We start from the raw sequence: 20,586 nt of genomic DNA, 5'->3' as shown, positions 1-20,586 counted from the left end.
CGGAGATGTGTATAAGAGACAGGGCGCGGGCGCGGGCACGGGTGCGGGCGCGGGCTCTGCGCGCTGAGGTTTCGCGCTGGGCGACAGTTCTCGCCTTCCGGAGGCCGTGAGGTGTCGCTGAGCGCGAAACCTTGATGCTCGCCACCGGCCTGCGCCGCGGGCCGTCGGCCGCCGCGGTGCGGCGCCGCGGGCCCGCCGCGCGCTACGTCGGCAGGACCACGTCGGCCAGGGCAGCCGGGTCCTCGGCGGCGATGAAGGCCTGCTCCTGCGCGGCCCAGCGGTCCCACTCGCGCGCGAAGACCTCGCCGTCGCGGCCGATCGCCCGGTCCCACCGCACGGCGTCGTCGGCCTCGAGCCACACCCGCAGCGACGCCAGCGGTGCCGACGCCCGCGACAACGCACCGCACCCCTCGACCACGATCGGCAGGTCGGGGTCCACCGACGCCCAGTCCGCGGGCGCATCGGCCGCCCAGTCCCAGCGTCGGTACCCGCTCGGCGCTCCGAGGACGTCCGTCACCACGGCATCGGCAGCCGCACGCAGGCCGTCCCACCCCGGGTACAGGTCGTCCAGGTGCACGAGCTGCGCGCCGAGCTTCTCCGCGACCTGTGCTCCGAGGGTGGTCTTGCCCGTGCCGGACCGGCCGTCGATGAGCACGACGGCGCGCCGGCCCGTGGCAGCGGCGACACCGGCAGCAGCAGCGGCCAGACCGGGGGCGAGGTCACCGGCGGTGGTGCCCGTCGCGCGCGTCGCGGCCGTCGTGCCGGCTGCAGGCGTCGCGTCAGGCACGCCACGTCCCCACGCTCACCGCGACCGCGATCGACACCGCGCCGATGCCGACCAGCGCCGCCACCATCGCCCACTCCGGCCCGGCGAACCGTGCGACCCGCGCCCAGGTCCGCCGTCCGGGAGCACCGAACCCCCGTGACTCCATCGCCACCGCCAACGTCGTCGCACGCCGCAGCGCGAGCACGAGCAGCGCGAACGCCATCGTCGCCCCGCGGCGGAGCCGTCCGGAGTCGGCCAGTCCTCGCGCGCGTCGCGCCATCGCGAGCTGTCGCCAGTCGTCGACGAGCAAGGTCATCATCCGGACAGCGGCGAGCGCGCCGAGCACGAAGCGCGCGGGCAGCCGGAGCACCTGCGCGAGCCCGTCGGCCAGGTCGGTCGGGTCGACCCGCACGAAGAGCGCGATGGCTGGCACCCCCACCGCGAGGACCCGGAGCGCCGTCGCCAACGCGAGCGTCAGTGACCCGTCGGTGACGTGTGCGAACCCGAGGTCGAACCACTCCCGACCCGAGGGCCTGCCGTACAGCGCGATGCTCACCGCCGTCAGCGGCACCGCGAGGAGCACCGGTGCGAGTCGGAGCAGCAGGGTCCGGACCGGCAGGCGCAGGAGCGGCAGGAGTGCGAGTTCGAGCGCCAGGGCGACGGCGGCGGAGACGACGTCGAGGCTGAGCACCAGGCAGACGCCGAGGGCGAGCACACCGATCAGCGACGCGACCGGCTGGACACCGGGGATGCCGGTCGCGCGGGCCGGCAGCGGTCGTCGCAGGGGGTTCGTCCGGTCGGTTCCGTCCGCCGCGTCCGACGCGTCCGTCCGGTCGGCCGTGTCGATCCGGTCTGGAGGCCCGGGCTGGGTTCCGACTGTCGGCCCGGTCTCCGGGATGGTCGCGTTCGACGGCCCCTGGTCACGCCCGACGGTCCGGGCGCCGTCCGGCCCGAGCACGACCTCGTCGGCGTCGAGTGCCCGGACGAGATCGCGGTCGTGGGTGACCGCCACCACCGCGGTGCCGGCGTCGGCGAGGGCCCCGAGCCGCTCGACGACGGCCTGCCACGTGGCACGGTCCTGCCCGGAGGTCGGCTCGTCGAGCACGACGACCGGCGGCCGGGCCGCGATGACCGAGGCGATCGCGAGCCGTCGTTGTTCGCCCCCGGACAGGGTGAAGGGGTTGGCGTCGGTCAGGTGTGCGAGCCCGAACTCGTCGAGCAGCGCGGTGGCTCGTTCGGCGGCGTCCGGCGCATCGAGTGCTCGGGGGCCGGCCTCGATCTCCTCGCGGACGGAGCGGGCGACGAACTGGTGCTCGGGGTCCTGGAACACCGTGCCGATCCGGGCGGCGAGTTCCCGGCTCGTCCAGGCATGCGGCGCTGTGCCGATGCCGTCGGCGAGGGCGTCCGTGGCGTCGAGCTCGCCGGCGGCCGGTGGGAGCAAGCCCGCGAGGGTCAGCCCGAGCGTCGACTTGCCGACGCCGTTCGGTCCGGTGACGGCGAGGACCTGCCCGGCCCGGAGCCCGAGATCGATGCCGTTCCCGACCGGTTGCTTCCCCCGTGCCGTGCCGAGCCCCCGGGCGTCGAGCAGTACCGCTGCCCCCTGGTCACGCTCCCCCGCGCTGCCCTCCTCGCCGGGCTCCCCCTCGCCGAGCTCCCCCTCGCCGAGCGGGCGGAATGCCGCGGTCGGCCCACCGGACAACCCGGGCATTTCGCCCGTTCGTCCCGCCGACGTCATCTCCCGCGCCCCCGCGCCGGACTCCCCTGCGCCGAGCGGGCGGAATGCCGCGGTCGCTCCGCCGGACGCCCCGGGCATTTCGCCCGCTCGTCCGCGCGCACGCCGCAGCAGCCGGGCAGAACCGCGCTCCGGCTCAACACCGGGCACCCAGACCCCGGCCGCCGTGAGCGCCTCGCCGTGGTCCGCCAGCACCCGGGACGGCGGACCGTCCGCGACCACGCCGCCACCCGGTTCGAGCAGCACGAGCCGATCGACCAGGTCCAGCCAGGTGCCGATCCGGTGCTCCACCACGAGCAGCGTCGCCCCGGTCTCGTCGAGCAGTGCCCGGACGGCGTCGTGCACCTGCGCCACGCCGTCCGGGTCGAGGTTCGCGCAGGGTTCGTCGAGCACGAGCGCACCCGGCCGCATCGCGAGCACGCCCGCGAGCGCCAACCGCTGCCGCTGCCCACCGGACAGCTGCGCGGTGGAGCGGTCGAGCGGCAGGTCGAGCCCGACGACGTCGAGCGCCGTCCGCACCCGGTCCCAGGTCTCGTCACGAGGGACGCCGGCGTTCTCGCAGCCGAAGGCCACGTCGTCGCCGACCCGGGACATCACCGTGTGCGCCTCGGGGTCCTGCATGACGAGACCGACACGCCCGCGGACCGCGCGGGGGTCGGCCTCGTCGACCAGGAGTGTCCCCTGCACCGAAGCAGCGGTGTCGTCGGTGGCGTCGGGCTCGTCGGGCAGCACGCCGGCGACCGCTCGCAGGAGCGTCGACTTGCCGGCACCGGACGGCCCGACGACGGCGACCCGCTCCCCCGGCTCGACGGTCAGGTCGACGTCACGGACGGCCCAGGCGTCGCGCTCCGGGTACCGCCAGCCCCAGCCACGGAACGCGATGCGCGCCCCGCGGACGCCGGCACCTGCGCCGGCGTCGCCGCCGGTGGAAGGGGACGCCGCCGACGGAGCGGGCACGGTCACACCAGGGCGCGGGGCTCGCGACGGCTGTGCTCGCGGCCGGCCGCGAAGGACGACAGCACCCCGGTACGGGCGAGTGCCCGGACGATGAGCCACGAGCCCGCCCCCGCGATCACGGCACCGGAGATGACCGCACAGATCACGTACACGACCTTGAAGGCGACGTCGAGCCCCGGGTACCAGAGGACGGTGTCGTTGATGCCGAGTGCGAGTCCGGCCGCGGCACCGGCGAGCACGACGACCGGCAGGCGGTAGACGCGGTACAGGAACAGCGCGAGGACGATCTCGGCGCCGAGGCCCTGGACGAGCCCGGCCTCGAGCGTGAGCCATCCCCACTGGGTGCCGAACAACGCCTCGACCGAGGCGGCGACCATCTCGCCGTAGAGCGCGGCGCCGGGCTTGCGGACGACGATCGCGACGATCGGGCCGGCGAGCAGCCAGACCCCGCCGAACAGGGCCTTGGTGCCGGGGAGCACGAGGTCCATGACGGCGCTGATGGGTTCGTAGCCGAACTCCCAGAGCCGGAAGACGACTCCGAGGGCCACCGCGAGGACACTCGCGACGACGATGTCGACGACCCGCCAACGCAGCGATCGCCGCGGAGCGGTGGTGACGGTTGTGGACGTGCCTGAAGGCATGCTGCTGACTCCTCCCTGCGCCGGCATGATCCGGATCAGGTTCGACGGTCGGAGCGCCGATCGCTCCCTCTCAGCCCGGCGGTCCCGGACTCCCGTGTGTGTGCCAGCAGTCTAGACGCGGTCGCGACCGCGTGACGGACTGGAGGCCCGTGGCGGCGTCGCCACGGGCCTCCAGTCCGTCAGGTGGTCACTTCTTGAGCGCGCGCACCAGCTTGCGGAGGACACGCCCGGCCACCCACACGAAGGGGATGCCCACGACGATCAGCGAGATCGGGTTCGGCTCGAACACGAGGTCCTTGCCCGGACGGCGGACGTAGGCGCCGACGGGGGCCGACAGGCCGCCGCCACCGCCGCCACCGTTCTCGTCGTCTCCGCCGCCGCCGAAGCCGAACCAGCTGACGGACACGGGGATGAGGGTCTGGTCGCCGACCTCGACGGGTTCTCCGTAGTTCGTGGAGACCCCGAGCGGGCGGACCTGGTCTGCGATCTTCGAGACGATGTTGGCCATGCGCGCGACGCTACTCGTCCGTTCCTCCACAGGCCGCGGGGCGCATCACGCATCCACAGCTGGGGCTTGTCTGCGGACGCGGACGAGCGCCGCCGATATGTTGGCCGCACCCACACCTGGAGGACCGTTTGCACACCTGGCCCGGAAACCCGTACCCGCTCGGGGCGACCTACGACGGGAGCGGCACGAACTTCGCGCTGTTCTCCGAGGTCGCCGAGCGCGTCGAACTCTGTCTGTTCGATTCCGACGGCAACGAAGAATGCGTCCGCTTGCTCGAGGTGGACGCCTACGTCTGGCACGCGTACCTCCCCAACATCGGCCCCGGGCAGGAGTACGGCTTCCGCGTGCACGGCCCGTACGACCCGGACTCCGGCGCGCGCTGCAACCCGTCGAAGCTCCTGCTCGACCCCTACGCCAAGGCGACGAGCGGCGAGATCGACTGGGACCAGTCGCTCTTCTCGTACACCTTCGGCGACCCGGACTCGACCAACGACGAGGACTCCGCGTCGCACATGATGAAGGGCGTCGTGATCAACCCCTTCTTCGACTGGCAGGGGGATCGCCCGCCGCGCACGCCGTACGGCGAGACCGTCATCTACGAAGCGCACGTCAAGGGGCTCACCGAGACCCACCCGGACGTGCCGGAAGAGCAGCGCGGCACCTACGCCGGCGTCGCCCACCCCGCGGTCATCGAGCACCTGCAGCGCCTCGGCATCACCACGCTCGAGCTCATGCCGGTGCACCAGTTCGTGAACGACTCGACCCTGCAGGACAAGGGGCTGTCGAACTACTGGGGCTACAACACCATCGGTTTCTTCGCGCCGCACTCGGCGTACTCGTCGTCGGGCGACCAGGGCCAGCAGGTCCAGGAGTTCAAGACGATGGTGCGCGAGCTGCACCGCGCCGGCATCGAGGTCGTCCTCGACGTCGTCTACAACCACACCGCCGAGGGCAACCACCTCGGCCCGACGCTGTCGTTCCGCGGCATCGACAACGCGGCCTACTACCGCCTGGTCGATGACGACAAGAAGTTCTACATGGACTACACGGGCACGGGGAACTCGCTCAACGTCGGGCACCCGCACTCGCTGCAGCTCATCCTCGACTCGCTCCGCTACTGGGTGACCGAGATGCACGTCGACGGGTTCCGCTTCGACCTCGCCTCGGCACTGGCCCGCGAGTTCTACGAGGTCGACCGGCTGTCGGCCTTCTTCGAACTGGTGCAGCAGGACCCGATCGTGTCGCAGGTCAAGCTGATCGCCGAGCCGTGGGACGTCGGCCCCGGTGGCTACCAGGTCGGCAACTTCCCGCCCCAGTGGTCCGAGTGGAACGGCAAGTACCGCGACACCGTCCGTGACTTCTGGCGTGGTGAGTCGTCGACGCTCGGTGAGTTCGCCTCGCGGATCTCCGGCTCGGCCGACCTGTACGAGCACGACGGCCGCACGCCCAAGGCGAGCATCAACTTCATCACCGCGCACGACGGCTTCACGCTGTACGACCTGGTGGCCTACAACGAGAAGCACAACGAGGCCAACGGCGAGGACAACAACGACGGCGAGAGCCACAACCGGTCGTGGAACTCCGGGGCCGAGGGCCCGACCGACGACGAGGCCGTGAACGCCCTGCGGCTGCAGCGTCGCCGGAACTTCCTGGCGACCCTGCTCCTGAGCCAGGGTGTGCCGATGATCGCGCACGGCGACGAGCTCGGCCGGTCGCAGTCCGGCAACAACAACGTCTACGCGCAGGACTCCGAGCTCAGCTGGATCGACTGGGACAGCGCGGACGAAGACCTCATCCAGTTCACCGCCGACGTGGTGAAGCTGCGGCACGACCACCCCACGTTCCGCCGGACCCGGTACTTCAACGGCCGTCCGGTTCGTCGTGGCGAGGGCGAGCCGCTGCCCGACGTGGTCTGGCTGACCCCCTCGGGTGACGCCATGGACCCCGAGGACTGGGACTCCGGCTTCGGCAAGAGCGTCGGCATGTACCTGAACGGCGAGGGCATCCGCGGACGCGACGCCCGTGGTGAGCGCGTCACCGACGTCGGCTTCATCACGTACTTCAACGCCCACGACGACGTCGTGACCTTCACGCTCCCACCCGAGGAGTACTCCCCGGGCTGGACCGTCCGGATCGACACCGCCGACCCCGGTGCCCGCGACGAGGTGCTCGACGCGGGTACCCCGCTCGACGTCCCCGCCCGGTCGATGATCGTGCTGCGTGCCGAGCCCGACCACGAGGTCACCAGCACCCCGGTCGACGCCGAGCAGGACGGCGCCCCCGAACCGGACGCCCCGCAGGACGCCGTCACCCCGGTGAACCCGGCCGGTTCCACCGCACCGAGCGGAACCGCCCGATGACCGCCGGAACGCCCGGCGCCGCGAACCGCGTCCCCGCGTCGACCTACCGGCTGCAGGTCTCGGCCGACTTCGACCTCGACGCCGCACGCGACCTGGTCGAATACGTGCACGACCTCGGCGCCGACTGGCTGTACCTGTCGCCGGTGCTGCAGGCCGAGTCCGGGTCGAACCACGGCTACGACGTGGTCGACCACACGCGGGTCGACACCGACCGCGGTGGCGACCAGGCGATGCGGGCGTTGGCCGAGGCCGCGCACGCCGTCGGCCTCGGGGTCATCGTCGACGTGGTGCCCAACCACGTCGGCGTCGCGACCCCCGAGTCGAACCCGTGGTGGTGGTCCCTGCTCGAACTCGGGCAGGGCTCGCCCGTGGCCTGGGCCTTCGACGTGGACTGGGAAGCCGGCGACGGCAAGCTCCGGGTCCCCGTGCTCGACGACCGGCTGCTCGAGGCGGTCACGCTCGACACGTCCGACGCCGAGCGTCCGGTGCTCCGCGTCGGCGAGACCGCCTACCCCACCGCACCCGGGACGGTGCACGACGGCGGCACCGTCGAGACCGTCCACGACCGCCAGCACTACGCGTTCGTGCACTGGAAGCGTGCCGACCACGACCTGAACTACCGCCGGTTCTTCGCGGTGAACACCCTCGCGGCGATCCGGGTCGAGGAGCCCGAGGTCTTCGCGGCCTCGCACGGGGTCATCGGCGGCTGGTTCCGCGACGGGCTCGTCGACGGCCTGCGCATCGACCACCCGGACGGGCTGTACGACCCGGCGGGCTACCTGCAGGACCTGGCGGAGCTGACCGGCGGGGCCTACACCCTCGTCGAGAAGATCCTCGAGCCCGGCGAGCAGCTGCCGAGCTCGTGGCCGGTCGACGGCACCACCGGGTACGACGCCCTCGGGGTGCTCGACCGCGTGTTCGTCGACCCCGCGGGCGAGCAGGCGCTGACCGCGGCGTCGGGCGCCGAGCCGACCGACTGGCAGCAGCTCACGCACGACACCCGACGGGGCATCGCGGACGGCATCCTCGGCAGCGAGGTCGAGCGGCTCGCACGCCTGCTCGCTCCGAGCGCCGCGACGGAGACGATCACGCACGAGCGGATCGTCGACGCGGTCGCCGAGATCGTGGCCTCGTTCGACGTGTACCGCACGTACCTGCCCGAGGGCGCCCACCACCTCATCACCGCGCTCGAGCGCGCCGCCGAGGCCCGCCCGGACCTCGACGACGTCATCGACCGGATCGCACCGGCACTCGTCGACCCGACGAACGCCGCGGCGGTCCGCCTGCAGCAGACCAGCGGCATGGTGATGGCGAAGGGCGTCGAGGACACGGCGTTCTACCGCACCTCGCGCCTGTCGTCCCTGAGCGAGGTCGGCGGCGACCCGAGCGTCTTCGCGGTCTCGGTGGCGGACTTCCACCAGGCACAGCGCGAACGGCTCGGCAGCTGGCCGCACACCATGACGACGCTCACCACCCACGACACCAAGCGCAGCGAGGACACCCGCGCCCGCATCGCCGTGCTGGCCGAGCTCGGCGACGAGTGGGCCGCCACGCTCGAGCGTCTGCAGTCGCTCGTGCCGTTGCAGGACCGCGTGTTCGCCGACCTGCTCTGGCAGGCGATCGTCGGCGCCCGGCCCGCCAGCCGTGAGCGTCTGCACGCGTACGCCGAGAAGGCCTCCCGCGAAGCCGGTGACAGCACCACCTGGACCGAGCCCGACGAGGCGTTCGAGCAGCAGATGCACGCGATCGTCGACGCTGCGTTCGACGACCCGGACGTGGTCGCCGTGCTCGACGCCCTCGACGAGCAGATCGACGCCGCGGGGTGGTCGAACGGTCTCGCCCAGAAGCTCGTCCAGCTCACCGCCCCGGGCGTCCCCGACGTCTACCAGGGCACCGAGTTCTGGGACCGTTCGCTCGTCGACCCCGACAACCGTCGTCCGGTCGACTACGCCGAGCGGCGCCACGTGCTCGCCGAACTCGACGGCCCGGACGACGACGGTCCCGAAGACCTGCCGGCCATCGGCATCGACGGTGCCGCGAAACTCCTGGTCACGACCCGCGCACTGCGCATCCGTCGGGACCACCCGGAGCTGTTCACCCGGTACCTGGAGCTCGAGGCCACCGGCAGCGCGGCCGACCACGTCATCGCGTTCGACCGCGGCGGTGCCGTGACGATCGCGACGCGTCTGCCGATCGGCCTCGACCGGGTCGGCGGCTGGGGCGACACACTGGTGCACGCCGTCCCCGTCGAGCGCATCGACCTGCTCACCGGCCGACACGTCCCCGCCGACCGCGGGATCCCGCTGGCCGACCTGCTCACCACCTACCCGGTCGCGCTCCTCGTGCCCGCCGACGCGGTCGGTGCAGCCGGCCACGCCGACGCGGTGGCCGCCGTGTCCGACGCGAGCGGTGCCTCCCGGCCCGCCGCCGACCGCACGACGGACGCCACCGAGACCGACGCGCAGGCCGAGATCGACATCCTGGAGGGTCACGCATGACCGCACCCGACCGTTACGCCGTCTGGGCGCCCGAGCCGGACCGGGTCCGGCTCGTCGTCGACGACGTCGAGTACCCGCTCACCAAGGGCGACGACGACTGGTGGTCCACCGACGCCGTGATGCCGGTCGTCGGCGCACGCTACGGGTTCCGCATCGGCGACGACGACGCGGTCCGACCGGACCCGCGCAGCCGGTACCAGCCCGAGGGCGTGCACGGCCCGTCCGAGGTCGTCGACCCCGCACGGTTCGCGTGGACCGACGAGTCGTGGACCGGACGCCCGGCCCGCGGCGCCGTGATCTACGAGATGCACATCGGCACCTACACGCCCGAGGGCACGCTCGACGCCGCCGCCCAGAAGCTGGACCACCTGGTCGAGCTCGGGGTCGAGTTCGTCGAGCTGCTCCCCGTCAACGCCGTGAACGGCGAGTGGAACTGGGGCTACGACGGTGTCGGCTGGTTCTCCGTGCACGCCCCGTACGGCGGCCCGGACGCCTACGACCGGTTCGTCGACACGGCGCACGCGCTGGGGCTCGGGGTCATCCAGGACGTCGTCTACAACCACCTCGGACCGAGCGGCAACTACCTGCCGCTGTACGGCCCGTACCTGCTGGCCGGGCTCGGCAACACCTGGGGTGACTCGGTGAACGTCGAGCACCCCGAGGTCCGCCGGTACGTGCTCGACAACGTGCGCATGTGGTTCCGCGACCACCACGTCGACGGGCTGCGGCTCGACGCCGTGCACGCGATCCGCGACACCACCCGTCCGCACGTGCTCGCGTCGATGGCCGACGAGACCGACGCCTACTCGTCCTTCATCGGTCGTCCGCTGTCGCTCATCGCGGAGTCCGACCTCAACGACCCGGTGATGTTCCGGCCGCGCGAGGCCGCCGGGTACGGCCTCGCCGGGCAGTGGTCGGACGACTTCCACCACGCCGTGCACGTGGCACTCACCGGCGAGACGAACGGCTACTACGCCGACTTCGCCCCGCTGTCGGCGCTGGCGAAGGTGCTCGAGGACGGCTTCTTCCACGACGGCACCTGGTCGTCGTTCCGCGGCAAGCGGCACGGCCGGCCGATCGACCGCGGGACCTCCCCCGTGACGGCCCTGGTCGTCGCGAACCAGAACCACGACCAGATCGGCAACCGCGCCGCCGGCGACCGGCTCGCCGCGACGCTCGACGACGAGGGGCTCGTGATCGCCGCGGCCCTGACCCTGCTCGGGCCGTTCACGCCGATGCTGTTCATGGGCGAGGAGTTCGCGGCCTCGACGCCGTGGCAGTTCTTCACCTCGCACCCGGAGCCCGAGCTCGGCAAGGCCACCGCCGAGGGGCGCATCGCGGAGTTCGCCGAGCACGGGTGGGACGAGTCAGCGGTGCCGGACCCGCAGGACCCGACGACGTTCACCAACTCCAAGCTCGACTGGGCCGACGTCAGCTCGGAGCGCGGCGCGGCGATCCTGCGTGCCTACCGGGTGCTCATCGCCCTGCGGCGCACCGACCAGGCGTTCGTCGACCACCGCTACGAGGCGAACGCCGTCCGCTTCAGCGAGGACCGCCGCTGGCTGGTGCTCACCCGCGGGCTGCTCGGCCCCGACGTGGCACCGGTGCACGTCGTGGTGAACTTCGCGGACGACGCAGCCGAGGTCCCGGTGCCCGACGCCGTGGGCGAGGAGCTCTACGGGTTCGGCGCGACCGAGGTCGATGCCGGCGTCGTCCGGTTCCGCGGCCGCGGCGTGGTCGTGCTGCGCTAGCCGACCGCGGGCTGCGCGAGCCACCCGCTGGCAGCACACACGAACGGCGACGAACCCACTGGGTCCGTCGCCGTTCGTGTGCTCAGGCGCTCGCGTGTCCCCGGCGTCAGCCCGCGTGGTCGGCGACCGCGTGCGCGTTCTTCCGCACGGACGGCAGCTTGCGGTGGTCCTTCACCAGGGAGCGGGTCTCGCGGATCCGGCGGTCGATGCCCCACTTCGTCACGAGTGCCAGGCTCTCGCGCACGATGTTGCCGCTCATCTTCGAGACGCCGAACTCCCGCTCGGTGAACGTGATCGGGGTCTCCACGACCCGCAGACCCGCCTCGAGGGCACGCCAGCACAGGTCCACCTGGAAGCAGTACCCCTTCGACGCGACCCCGGCGAGGTCGATCCGCTCGAACGCCCGCGAGGTGAACACCCGGAACCCGCCGGTCGCGTCGCGCACCGCGATGCCCAGAGCGAGACGCGTGTACAGGTTGCCGCCACGGGAGAGCAGGAGGCGGTACCAGGGCCAGTTCTCGACCTTGCCGCCCTTGATCCACCGGGAGCCGAGCACCAGGTCGTTCGAGTCGGCGAGCTCGAGCATCCAGGGCAGGTACTCGGGGTGGTGGGAGCCGTCGGCGTCCATCTCGACGAGCTTGGCGTAGCCGTGTTCCAGGCCCCACGCGAAGCCGGACAGGTACGCGCCGCCCAGGCCGTCCTTGACGGTGCGGTGCATGACGTGCACCCGACCGGTCTCGCGGGCGATCGCGTCCGCGATGTCGCCGGTGCCGTCGGGTGAGTTGTCGTCGACGACGAGCACGTGCACGGAGTCGTCGGTCGCGGCCAACGTGCGCTCGACGATCGGCCGGACGTTCTCGGCTTCGTCGTAGGTCGGGATGATGACCAGGGTCTCGCTCATGGTGCTCCTCGTGCTCGCAGTCGAATGTATCGCTGGCTTGGTGGGTCAATCCGACGAGAGGTCTGCGAACACGATCAGATTGTCCGTGTAGTGCCCGGTGGCGGTGTCGAACGTGCCGTCGCAGGTGATGAGTCGGAGTTGCGGGGTGGGGGTGGGGCCGTAGACGTCGCTCGTCGGGAACGCCGACTTGGCGGCGCGTTCGGAACGGTCGACGGTGAAGGTGCGGGTGGTGCCGTCGGACATCCGGACGTGGACCTCGTCGCCGGCGACCAGTTCGTCGAGCCGGAAGAACACCGCGGCGCTCGTCGGGCTGTCGACGTGACCGGCGATGACGGCGGGGCCGACCTCGCCGGGGACGATCCCGTCGCTGAACCAGCCCGCGCTGTCCCAGTCGACGGGCGGGTCGAGTTCTCCGGCAGCACCGCGGTGCAGGTCCTCGAGCGAGGACCGCACGCCGATGGCCGGGATCGACACGCTGACCGGGGTGGCCGTCGAGCGGGCCTCGGGTGCGGCCGGGTCCTGGAACCCGTCGGTGCCGGAGCCCGAGGACGAAGACGACGAGGACGAGGACGACTGCGACGAAGACGACGACGACTGCGGCGGGGACGACGACGCGCCACCGCCCACGGTCGACGCGACCGCCACCCCGGCCACGCCCCCGACCACCACGACGGCGGCGACCACGGCACCGATCACCACGCCTCGGTGCCGGACGGCCGAGACACGCCCGGCGCTCCGACGGCCGCTCACGAGCCGCCTCCCACGTCGCTGGCGCATCCCCCGAGCACGTCGGAGGTCAGCATGGTCGAACCGATGGCCAACCAGGCGTCGCCGTAGTAGGTCGGTGTGGTCGCCGCCGTGCGGTCGGCCCGCTCGAGGTCGGCGGCAGCCGCACGGGAGGAACCGGCGGCCTGCTCGGCCGCGGCCCGCGCGGTGTAGGCCAGCGCGTTCGTGTCCTGCGTCACCGGGGTGCCGCCGAGGTCGAGCTGCGAGGCGAGCCGCGTCGTCCGTCCGAGCGTGGGCGCGAGCGCCGCCGCGAGCTGCCGGTCGGACGCCGAACACGCCTCGGCGTACCGGAGCGGCGTCCGCATCGCGTCGTAGCCGTAGAGCACGCGCCCGTCGCCACCGGCGGCCGGCATCGGGTCCACCGATCCGTCGGCGTGCACCTGGGACCAGTCGCTGGGCAGGTCGGTGGCGTCCAGCACGGCGGCCGTCACGGCGCGGGAACCCCGGTTCAGCGCGTTCCAGCGGTCGTCCCCGGTGGCGTCCGCCAGCACCGAGAAGGCCGCGGGCGAGGCGTACGACGTGTTGTAGCTGTAGGGCTCCTGATCCGCCCACGGTCCGGGCAGCAGGATCGTGCCGAGGTCCGTCCGGGCCGTCTCGTGCTGGAGGATCGCCGCCGCGATGCGCTTGCCGGCGGCGGTGTACCGGTCGTCGTCCCAGGCCTTCCCCGCGAGCACGAGGGCCCGCGCGGCGTCGAGGTCCGCGTCGCTCGCGGACTGCTCGTCGGCGACGCCCGCGTCGGACGTCCACCGCCACGCCAGCAGGTCATCGCCGGTGAGCAGGTGGTCCTTCGTCCACTCCCAGATCGCGTCGAAGCGTGCACGGTCGTCGTTCGCGTAGGCGATGAGCAAGCCGTACGCCTGCCCCTCGCTGACGGTGTCACCGCCCTGGTCGGTGCGGACGACGCGACCGCCCTCGACGTAGCGGTCCAGGAACGCCGACCGCAGCTGCTGCGGTGAGCGCGCCCCGTCGGGCGCGGTGGTCGAGGTCGGGGTCGCCGTGCCGCGATCGGCGGTCGTGGTGCTCGACGACCAGGGACGGACGGCGACGATCGCGACGACGACGGCGACGAGCACCGCCGCCACTGCGGCGACCGGTATCCAGGTCCTGCGGGTCATGCTGGCCTGCCTCTCCGGGGATGGTGGGGGGGGTCGAAGGGGAGGCGCGGATCACGTGGGCCGTTCAGCGCACGTGATCCGCGCCTCCAGTCCGGGGCGTCAGCGGAACAGCGAACGGAGCATCGCGACGGCCGCGTGGACCGCCTCGGTCACCGGTCGGTCGGCGGCTGAGCCGCCACCGCCGGTCTGCACGCCGCCGGACGGGGTGGCGGCGGTCGCCGCGGCGTCCGTCACGGGCACGACCGTCAGGTTGCCCTTGCTGTCGTCGAGGACGAACAGGGTCGAGACCGTGTTGCCGGCGAGGTCGACCTTGGCGGTGCCCCGCTGGCCGCTGCCGGAGACGTCGAGCGACCACTTGCCGGCGTCGACCGTTGCGTACTTGGTGGCGCTGCCGAAGGTGGCGTCCTCGGCGATGGGGGTGCCGTCGGAGGTCTGCACGTCGACGCGCTTCGCGGTGGTGGCGGCCTGGACGAGCCGGAGCTTCGCCTTGCCGTCGCCGGGCTGCTGCAGGTCGTCGGTGAACGCGGTCGTCTTCAGCCCGTCGTTCTTGCCGTAGGCGACGACGGTGCTGGCGGCACCCTTCTGCACGGTGACGTCGGTGGAGATGACGGGGGTGGCACGCGGGGCATCGGCGGCGCGCATCGACAGGACGTAGGTGCCGACCGGCAGCTTCTTGTACGGGCTGACCTGGCCGTAGGTGACGTCGTCGAGTTCGAAGACGGTCTTCCCCCCGGCGAGGCTGGACAGTTCGACGTCGACGCCCTTCGTGTCCGGCGACAGGTGTCCGACGCGGAGCCAGCCCTGGTCGGCCGTCGCGGCGGAGGCGGTCTGCGGGGCGGCGAGCCCGACCGTCGCGGCGACGAGTGTGGCGGCGAGCGCTCCGACGACGACGGTGCGGCGGCGGTTCGTGGTGCGTGCGGTCATGATGGTGCTCCTTCGGGTCGAGGTGCGGTTGGCGTACGGGTGTCCGTGCGGGTGTCGTGTCGAGGTGCGGGCCGTGCGGGTCGTGCGGGTCGTGCGGGTCGTGCGGGTCGTGCGGGCCCCCGGACGAGCGGGCGGAATGCCGGGGTCCACGCCGGAGCCCTCCGGGCATTTCGCCCGCTCGGCCAGCGGGCGCTCCGCCCCGACGTGTTCGCGGAGCACGGTTCCGCGGCCGCCCCGGCGAGCGGGCGAAATGCCAGGGTCCACGCCGGAGCCCTCCGGGCATTTCGCCCGCTCGCGGAACGCCCGCTCGGGGGTTGCCCGCTCGCGGGACGCCAGCTCGGCCAGCTCCCGCTCGGCCGAGCGATCGGGGGTCACGAGGCGCTCGTCGCGGTCGTCGTCGGGTCGGCCGGGGCGTACGTCACCGTGAGCCGTGCTCCCTCGCGCTCCACCGAGTCCGGCCGGAACGCCTGGGACATGGCGTCGAAGGTCCGGAGGACCCGGGCGGCCGAGGCGTCGTCGCTCGTGTGCAGGACGACGGTGCGGAACGGCTGGCCGGTCTCCCCGGTGCGCGGGGTGAACCGGTCGACCCGCACGTCCTGGTCGGCGAGCACCTGTCCGAGCGCGATCATCGCCCGCGAGTCGACCTGTCCGGCGCGGAACTGCGACTTCGTGCCGTCGTCCGCACGCAGGGCCGGGTTCGAGGCGAGCTCGGTCCCCAGGGTCTTCCGGACGTCGGTGGCCCGGGTGATCGCGGTCTCGGCGGCACTGGCTCCCTCGGCGTGGATCCGGCGGACCTCGACCTGCTGGTCACCGGTGCCGAAGGTCGCGACGGCCGTGGAGTTCTCGATCGCCTGCCGCACGTCGGTGGACGAGTTGCCGCCGGTGCGCATGGAGTCCGTCGTGATGACGTAGTCCGAGTCCTTCCAGCCGTTCGGGGACTGCCGTTCCACCGCTCCGTCGGTGTCGAGCTTGTAGTACCAGACGACGTTGTTCCGGGCGAAGCCGTCGTCCACCAGGTCGACCCACATGGCGTCGTCGACCAGCAGACGCGAGGACTTCGGCACGTTGTCACCGACCCACTGCTCGGCCTGCTGCATGGGCAGGTCGAGGTTGCCGAGCAGGAACCCGCGCAGCTGCGTCCCCCACAGCGGCACCGCGACGACGAGCGCCGCAGCCGTGACGACGGCCCAGGTGATGCCGAGGCCGCGCCGTGCTCTCGGGCCGAACCGGCTCCGGGTGTGGACCCGACCGGCGATCGTCAGGACGGCACGCTCGGCGGTGTACGCGACGAGGAGCGCCGCGAACGGGATGAGCATGATGACGTACGGCACCGGCAGGTACCCGTTCGGCCGGAACATCACCGCGAGCAGGAACACGAGCATCGCGGCGATCGGTCGGACCCGGCGCAGGAACAGCCCCACGACTGCGGCGACCGAGCCGAGCACGATGAACACCGGGTCGAGTGCCCACCACTGCGCGGCGGCCTCGTTCGCCAGGCTGCCCCCGTCGAACACCGATCCGGAAGCGGTGCGCGAACCGAGCTGGTAGGTGACGCCCTCCCACAGGCTGACCCGCCCGGCACCCGGAACGAGTTCGCCCTTCACCGCGGCGAGCAGCAGGTACCCGCCGCCGATCAGCACGAGCACGGCCCCGGCGACGCTGAGCGTGTACCGGCGGGTGCTCTTGTCGGCGCGACGCACGGCCATCCAGATGAGGAACGGCAGCGCGAGCAGGTAGGTCTCCTTGGACAGCACGGCGATGCCGAGGCAGGCAGCGGCACCGGCGAACCCGGCGAGCTGCTGGCGACGGCTCAGCACGAGGACGAACGCGGCGAGCAGCCAGGGCGTCGCGACGTTGTCGATGTACACGGTGCGGTGGTACTGGAGCGCGAGCGGTGACAGCGCGAAGACGAGTCCGGCCACGGCCGCCGTGATCCGTCCGGCACCGAGCCGCCGGGCCAGGACGAACAGCAGGATGCTCGAGACGGCGGAGAAGAACACCATGGCCTCGCGCCCGGCCTCCACCGCGAAGGGGTAGCGCGCGAACGCCCCGGTCAGCCCGGTGTACCCGGCGATCTGGATCCATCCGAGCGGCGGGTGGTCGTACCAGTACGTGTAGTGGGTGAGCTCGCCGAGGTTCGTGATCGCCCACGCCTGGGCGGTGTACGTCCCCTCGTCGTCGATGCGCTGCGGTGTGCCCGACATGTTCCAGGCCTGGACGAGCACGGTCACCGCGACGACGGGCAGCAACCACGTCAGGCTGGCTGCGTGCCGGCGGAACCACGCCCCGATGCCGGTGCGGTGGGCGGTGGAGCCACCACGGATCGGGATGCCCGTGGTGTCGGTGATGCTGGCGGTCATCGGGTGCCTCCCGTGGTGGTGCCGGCGAACGCACGATCGGACGACGCTGCGCCCGCGGACGACGCTGCGCCCGATCCGTCCAGGTCCGAGGCGAAGCCGACCACCTGTCCGTTGCGGTGCTGGCCGGTGTGCTCGGTCTTCTCCCACCCGTTCTGGCCCTTGGCGTGCCGGACGACTGCCCGGACCGCCGCGGCGGCGAGGAACACCTGGTACGGCACCAGGCCGAGCACGAGTCGCACGTAGTCGCGGAGCCGGACCTTCTCGCCGTACAGGCGGCCGAACTCGTTCAGCCCGACGATCTCGACGGCCAGCAGCATCAGCGTCGGTGCGACCGGGATGAACGACACCAGGGCGATCGCCGTCGGCACCTTGACGAACAGGATCATCAGGACGCTCAGCGGGATGAGCAGCCCGGTGGCCGCCTGGATGAACGGCATCGTGAGCATGTAGCGGGCGAAGAACCGCTGCCGGAAGGACGGCAGCTTCTTCCACTCCCCCTTGCCCAGCACCTGCAGGAAGCCCTGGTTCCACCGCGTGCGCTGCTTGAGCAGCGAGGCGAAGGTCGGCGGGGTCTCCTCGCGGGTGACGGCCTCGGGGCTGTAGGCGACGACGACCTTCGCGCCGTCGGCGGAGAGCCGCACGCCGAGCTCGCAGTCCTCGGCGAGGCAGTGCGCGTCCCAGCCGTTCGACCACTCCAGGCGGGAGCGCGTCACGAAGACGGTGTTGCCCCCGAGCGGGATGAACTTGGACCCGGCGTGGAAGTGCAGGCGCGAGCGGAACCAGAAGTAGTACTCCAGGACGTTCCGGAGCGACCACCAGCTCGACGTGAAGTTCATCAGCTGGACGCCGCCCTGCACCACGTCGGCGTCGGTCTCCTGGAACCGCGAGTCGACGAGGGAGAGCAGCCGCGGGTAGACCTCGTCCTCGGCGTCGAACACCCCGACGATGTCGCCCGTCGCGTGCTGGAGCGCCAGGTTCATCGCCTTCGGCTTGTTCTTCGGCAGGGTGTCGTCCACCACGACCTTGATCAGGGAGGGGTGCCGAGCCGCCGCGGCACGCACGACGGCGTCGGTCTCCGGGTCGTCCTCCCCGACGATCGCGATGATCTCGAAGTCGGGGTGGTCCTGGGTCGCGAGCATGTCGAGCGTCTGCCCCATCACGTCCTGCTCGTGCCGACCGGGCACCAGGAGCGTGAACCGGTGCGCCGCCGGGCGCGGGGTCTGGCTGAAGCTGGTGGACTTCAGCGCGTCCCGGGAGCGCCAGGCGTGCAGCATCCACCAGAGGGTGGTCAACGCGATGATCGTGAGCAGCACGGAGAGGGCGATGAGGGTCGAGTAGCCGAGCCACTCGCCCAGCGACCAGGTGGCCTGTGGGAGCTGCCCCGAGCCTCCCGTCGGCACGTCCGTGGTCCCGCGGTTCGGGACGTCCCCGGTCGTGCCGGGGCGTTCGTCGGGCTGGAGCAGCGGCCCTGCGGCCGTCAGCAACACGGCTGAGATGGTCATTCGGGGAACCCCTTCGGACGTGTGTCGGTGGACCGGAAGACGAGGGCCTTGTACGCGGCGAACCGGAACGCGGTGCCGAGGACGAGGCCGACGCCGTTGCCGGCGACGTTGTCGGCGAGGGTGGACGTGAAGCCGAGGACGTAGTGCGAGACGAACAGGCAGGCAGCGGCGATGCCGAGACCGACGAGGTTCGTGGCAGCGAAGAGCAACCCCTCGCGGACGGTCTCGCGGCGGCCGGTCTGGCGCTGGGAACGGAAGGTGATGAAGCGGTTGCCGAGCCACGCGACCGAGGTCGCCACGATGGCCGACACGATCTTCGCGGCGATGGGACCGTCCGACATGACGGTGGCGCGGAGCAGGTTGTAGACACCCAGGTCGATGACGAAGCAGACGGCACCGATGGTGCCGAACGACGCGAGTTGCCTCGCGGTGGCGAGCAGGCGCGGGACCGTGCCAGGGCGCACGGTCCGCACCGCACCGGTGTCGGGTGACACCAGAACGGGGGTACGAGTTCGGGTCATGCCCCCGATTCGGGGGGCGTGGCTGGGTGGTTTGGGCGGGGTACGCGACTTGCCAGGCCACTGCCAGATGCGCGACACATGCCGTTCATCTTGACGATCCGTCAGCTGCGGTGGTCAGGGGCGCACGGACGACGGACGGGAGGCCCGGTGCCAGCTGGCACCGGGCCTCCCGTCCGTCGGTCGGTTGCGTCTACGCGGGGCGCGACGACGGGGACACGTTCTTCGACGCGTCCCGTTCCGGGATGTCGCCGAGTGCCTCGTCGATCGCCGCGAGGGCGTCCGCGTCGAGCTTGACGCCGGCGGCCTTCACGTTGTCGGTGACCTGCTGCGGACGCGAGGCGCCGACGATGGCGCTCGCGACGTTCTCGTTCTGCAGGGTCCACGCGATCGCGAGCTGCGCGAGCGTGAGGCCGGCCTGGTCGGCGACGGGCTGCAGGCGCTGCACGGCTTCGAGGACCTCGTCGCGCATGAACCGCTTGATCATGTCCGCGCCGCCCTTCTCGTCCGTGGCACGCGAGCCCTCGGGCAGGGGCTGACCCGGCTTGTACTTGCCGGTCAGGACGCCCTGCGCGATGGGCGACCAGACGATCTGCGACAGGCCGAGCTGCTTCGAGGCGGGGACGACCTCACCCTCGATGACGCGCCACAGCATCGAGTACTGCGGCTGGTTCGAGATGAGCTGGAAGCCGAGCTCCTTGGCGAGTGCGGCACCGGCGCGGATCTGCTCGGCGGACCACTCGCTGACGCCGATGTAGAGCGCCTTGCCCTGACGGACGACGTCGGCGAAGGCCTGCATCGTCTCTTCGAGGGGGGTCTCGTAGTCGTAGCGGTGTGCCTGGTAGAGGTCGACGTAGTCGGTCTGCAGTCGCTCGAGCGAGCCGTCGATCGACTCCATGATGTGCTTGCGGCTGAGGCCGACGTCGTTGTGCCCCTTCGGGCCGGTCGGCCAGTAGACCTTCGTGAAGACCTCGAGGGACTGGCGCCGCTCGCCCTTGAGCGCCTCGCCGAGGACGGTCTCGGCGGCGGTGTTGGCGTACGTGTCCGCGGTGTCGAACGTGGTGATGCCGGCGTCGAGCGCTGCCCGCACGCACTGGGTGGCGACGTCGTTCTCGACCTGCGAGCCGTGCGTCAGCCAGTTGCCGTAGGTGATCTCGGAGATCTTGAGTCCGGAGTTGCCCAGGTACCTGAATTCCATGGTCCCGACGCTACTGGAGTGAGCGCGCACGTGAGGGGTCCCGCGAGTGCCTGTCGGGGTGGGTGGGGC

15 protein-coding genes and 1 riboswitch are annotated in these 20,586 nt (G+C 71.8%); of the genes, 3 read left to right on the top strand and 12 right to left on the bottom strand.

Features of this window, described 5'->3' with window-relative positions; genetic code table 11:
• Positions 1-202: 202 nt before the first annotated feature.
• The 4 genes from DEJ09_RS17765 to DEJ09_RS17750 form a co-directional block, all read right to left on the bottom strand.
• Complete coding sequence (locus DEJ09_RS17765) at positions 203-787, bottom strand: ATP-binding protein (protein WP_258373951.1); 585 nt, start codon at positions 785-787, stop codon at positions 203-205.
• Positions 780-3,455, bottom strand: a complete 2,676-nt coding sequence (locus tag DEJ09_RS18525) for an ATP-binding cassette domain-containing protein (protein WP_220034956.1) — start codon at positions 3,453-3,455, stop codon at positions 780-782. Before DEJ09_RS18525 ends, DEJ09_RS17765 begins: the two co-directional genes overlap by 8 nt.
• Positions 3,456-3,457: 2 nt before the next feature.
• Positions 3,458-4,096 carry an ECF transporter S component gene (locus DEJ09_RS17755; RefSeq protein ID WP_027464637.1) on the bottom strand — a complete coding sequence of 213 codons (639 nt, stop codon included), beginning with the start codon at positions 4,094-4,096 and terminating at the stop codon, positions 3,458-3,460.
• A riboswitch (TPP riboswitch) is annotated at positions 4,091-4,202 on the bottom strand. (Overlaps the previous gene by 6 nt.)
• An 81-nt stretch (positions 4,203-4,283) precedes the next feature.
• Positions 4,284-4,604 (bottom strand): hypothetical protein, encoded by a 321-nt coding sequence (locus DEJ09_RS17750; RefSeq protein WP_027464636.1) that lies wholly within the window; start codon positions 4,602-4,604, stop codon positions 4,284-4,286.
• Positions 4,605-4,732: 128 nt separating this feature from the next.
• Here DEJ09_RS17750 and glgX point away from each other — a divergent pair, with 128 nt between their 5' ends.
• The 3 genes from glgX to treZ are packed head-to-tail and all read left to right on the top strand — an operon-like array spanning position 4,733 to position 11,213.
• Entirely contained in the window at positions 4,733-6,964 is a 2,232-nt protein-coding gene (gene glgX / locus DEJ09_RS17745) for a glycogen debranching protein GlgX (RefSeq protein WP_071405497.1), read from the top strand.
• Positions 6,961-9,462: a malto-oligosyltrehalose synthase gene (gene treY, locus DEJ09_RS17740; protein WP_111089444.1), complete on the top strand. Its 2,502-nt coding sequence runs from the start codon at positions 6,961-6,963 to the stop codon at positions 9,460-9,462. The genes glgX and treY overlap by 4 nt, the downstream gene beginning before the upstream one ends.
• Positions 9,459-11,213, top strand: coding sequence for a malto-oligosyltrehalose trehalohydrolase (treZ, locus tag DEJ09_RS17735; protein ID WP_111089443.1), 1,755 nt, complete (start codon positions 9,459-9,461; stop codon positions 11,211-11,213). The genes treY and treZ overlap by 4 nt, the downstream gene beginning before the upstream one ends.
• A gap of 106 nt (positions 11,214-11,319) precedes the next feature.
• On the opposite strand, the gene DEJ09_RS17730 is transcribed toward treZ, so the two are convergent.
• The 8 genes from DEJ09_RS17730 to DEJ09_RS17695 all read right to left on the bottom strand — a co-directional run bounded on the left by DEJ09_RS17730 (position 11,320) and on the right by DEJ09_RS17695 (position 20,517).
• A complete protein-coding gene (locus tag DEJ09_RS17730; RefSeq protein ID WP_111024970.1) occupies positions 11,320-12,114 on the bottom strand; it encodes a polyprenol monophosphomannose synthase in 795 nt (264 codons plus the stop codon).
• Positions 12,115-12,159: 45 nt separating this feature from the next.
• Positions 12,160-12,864 carry a class F sortase gene (locus DEJ09_RS17725; RefSeq protein WP_181433411.1) on the bottom strand — a complete coding sequence of 235 codons (705 nt, stop codon included), beginning with the start codon at positions 12,862-12,864 and terminating at the stop codon, positions 12,160-12,162.
• Positions 12,861-14,015 carry a glycosyl hydrolase family 8 gene (locus DEJ09_RS17720; protein WP_111089441.1) on the bottom strand — a complete coding sequence of 385 codons (1,155 nt, stop codon included), beginning with the start codon at positions 14,013-14,015 and terminating at the stop codon, positions 12,861-12,863. The genes DEJ09_RS17725 and DEJ09_RS17720 overlap by 4 nt, the downstream gene beginning before the upstream one ends.
• A 99-nt stretch (positions 14,016-14,114) precedes the next feature.
• On the bottom strand, positions 14,115-14,939 hold the full coding sequence (locus tag DEJ09_RS17715; protein ID WP_111089440.1) for a DUF4397 domain-containing protein: 825 nt from the start codon (positions 14,937-14,939) through the stop codon (positions 14,115-14,117).
• 371 nt (positions 14,940-15,310) lie between these two features.
• A complete protein-coding gene (locus tag DEJ09_RS17710; protein WP_111089439.1) occupies positions 15,311-17,299 on the bottom strand; it encodes a glycosyltransferase family 39 protein in 1,989 nt (662 codons plus the stop codon).
• Positions 17,296-18,801: a glycosyltransferase gene (locus DEJ09_RS17705; RefSeq protein WP_111089438.1), complete on the bottom strand. Its 1,506-nt coding sequence runs from the start codon at positions 18,799-18,801 to the stop codon at positions 17,296-17,298. Before DEJ09_RS17705 ends, DEJ09_RS17710 begins: the two co-directional genes overlap by 4 nt.
• Positions 18,798-19,295 carry a GtrA family protein gene (locus tag DEJ09_RS17700; RefSeq protein WP_258320816.1) on the bottom strand — a complete coding sequence of 166 codons (498 nt, stop codon included), beginning with the start codon at positions 19,293-19,295 and terminating at the stop codon, positions 18,798-18,800. The genes DEJ09_RS17705 and DEJ09_RS17700 overlap by 4 nt, the downstream gene beginning before the upstream one ends.
• Before the next feature lie 217 nt (positions 19,296-19,512).
• Positions 19,513-20,517: an aldo/keto reductase family protein gene (locus tag DEJ09_RS17695; protein WP_071405490.1), complete on the bottom strand. Its 1,005-nt coding sequence runs from the start codon at positions 20,515-20,517 to the stop codon at positions 19,513-19,515.
• Positions 20,518-20,586 lie beyond the last annotated feature (69 nt).

The sequence above is a fragment of the Curtobacterium sp. MCLR17_055 genome (assembly GCF_003234305.1).
Classification (GTDB): Bacteria; Actinomycetota; Actinomycetes; order Actinomycetales; family Microbacteriaceae; genus Curtobacterium; species Curtobacterium flaccumfaciens.
This window is presented reverse-complemented; position numbering and strand designations above follow the sequence as displayed.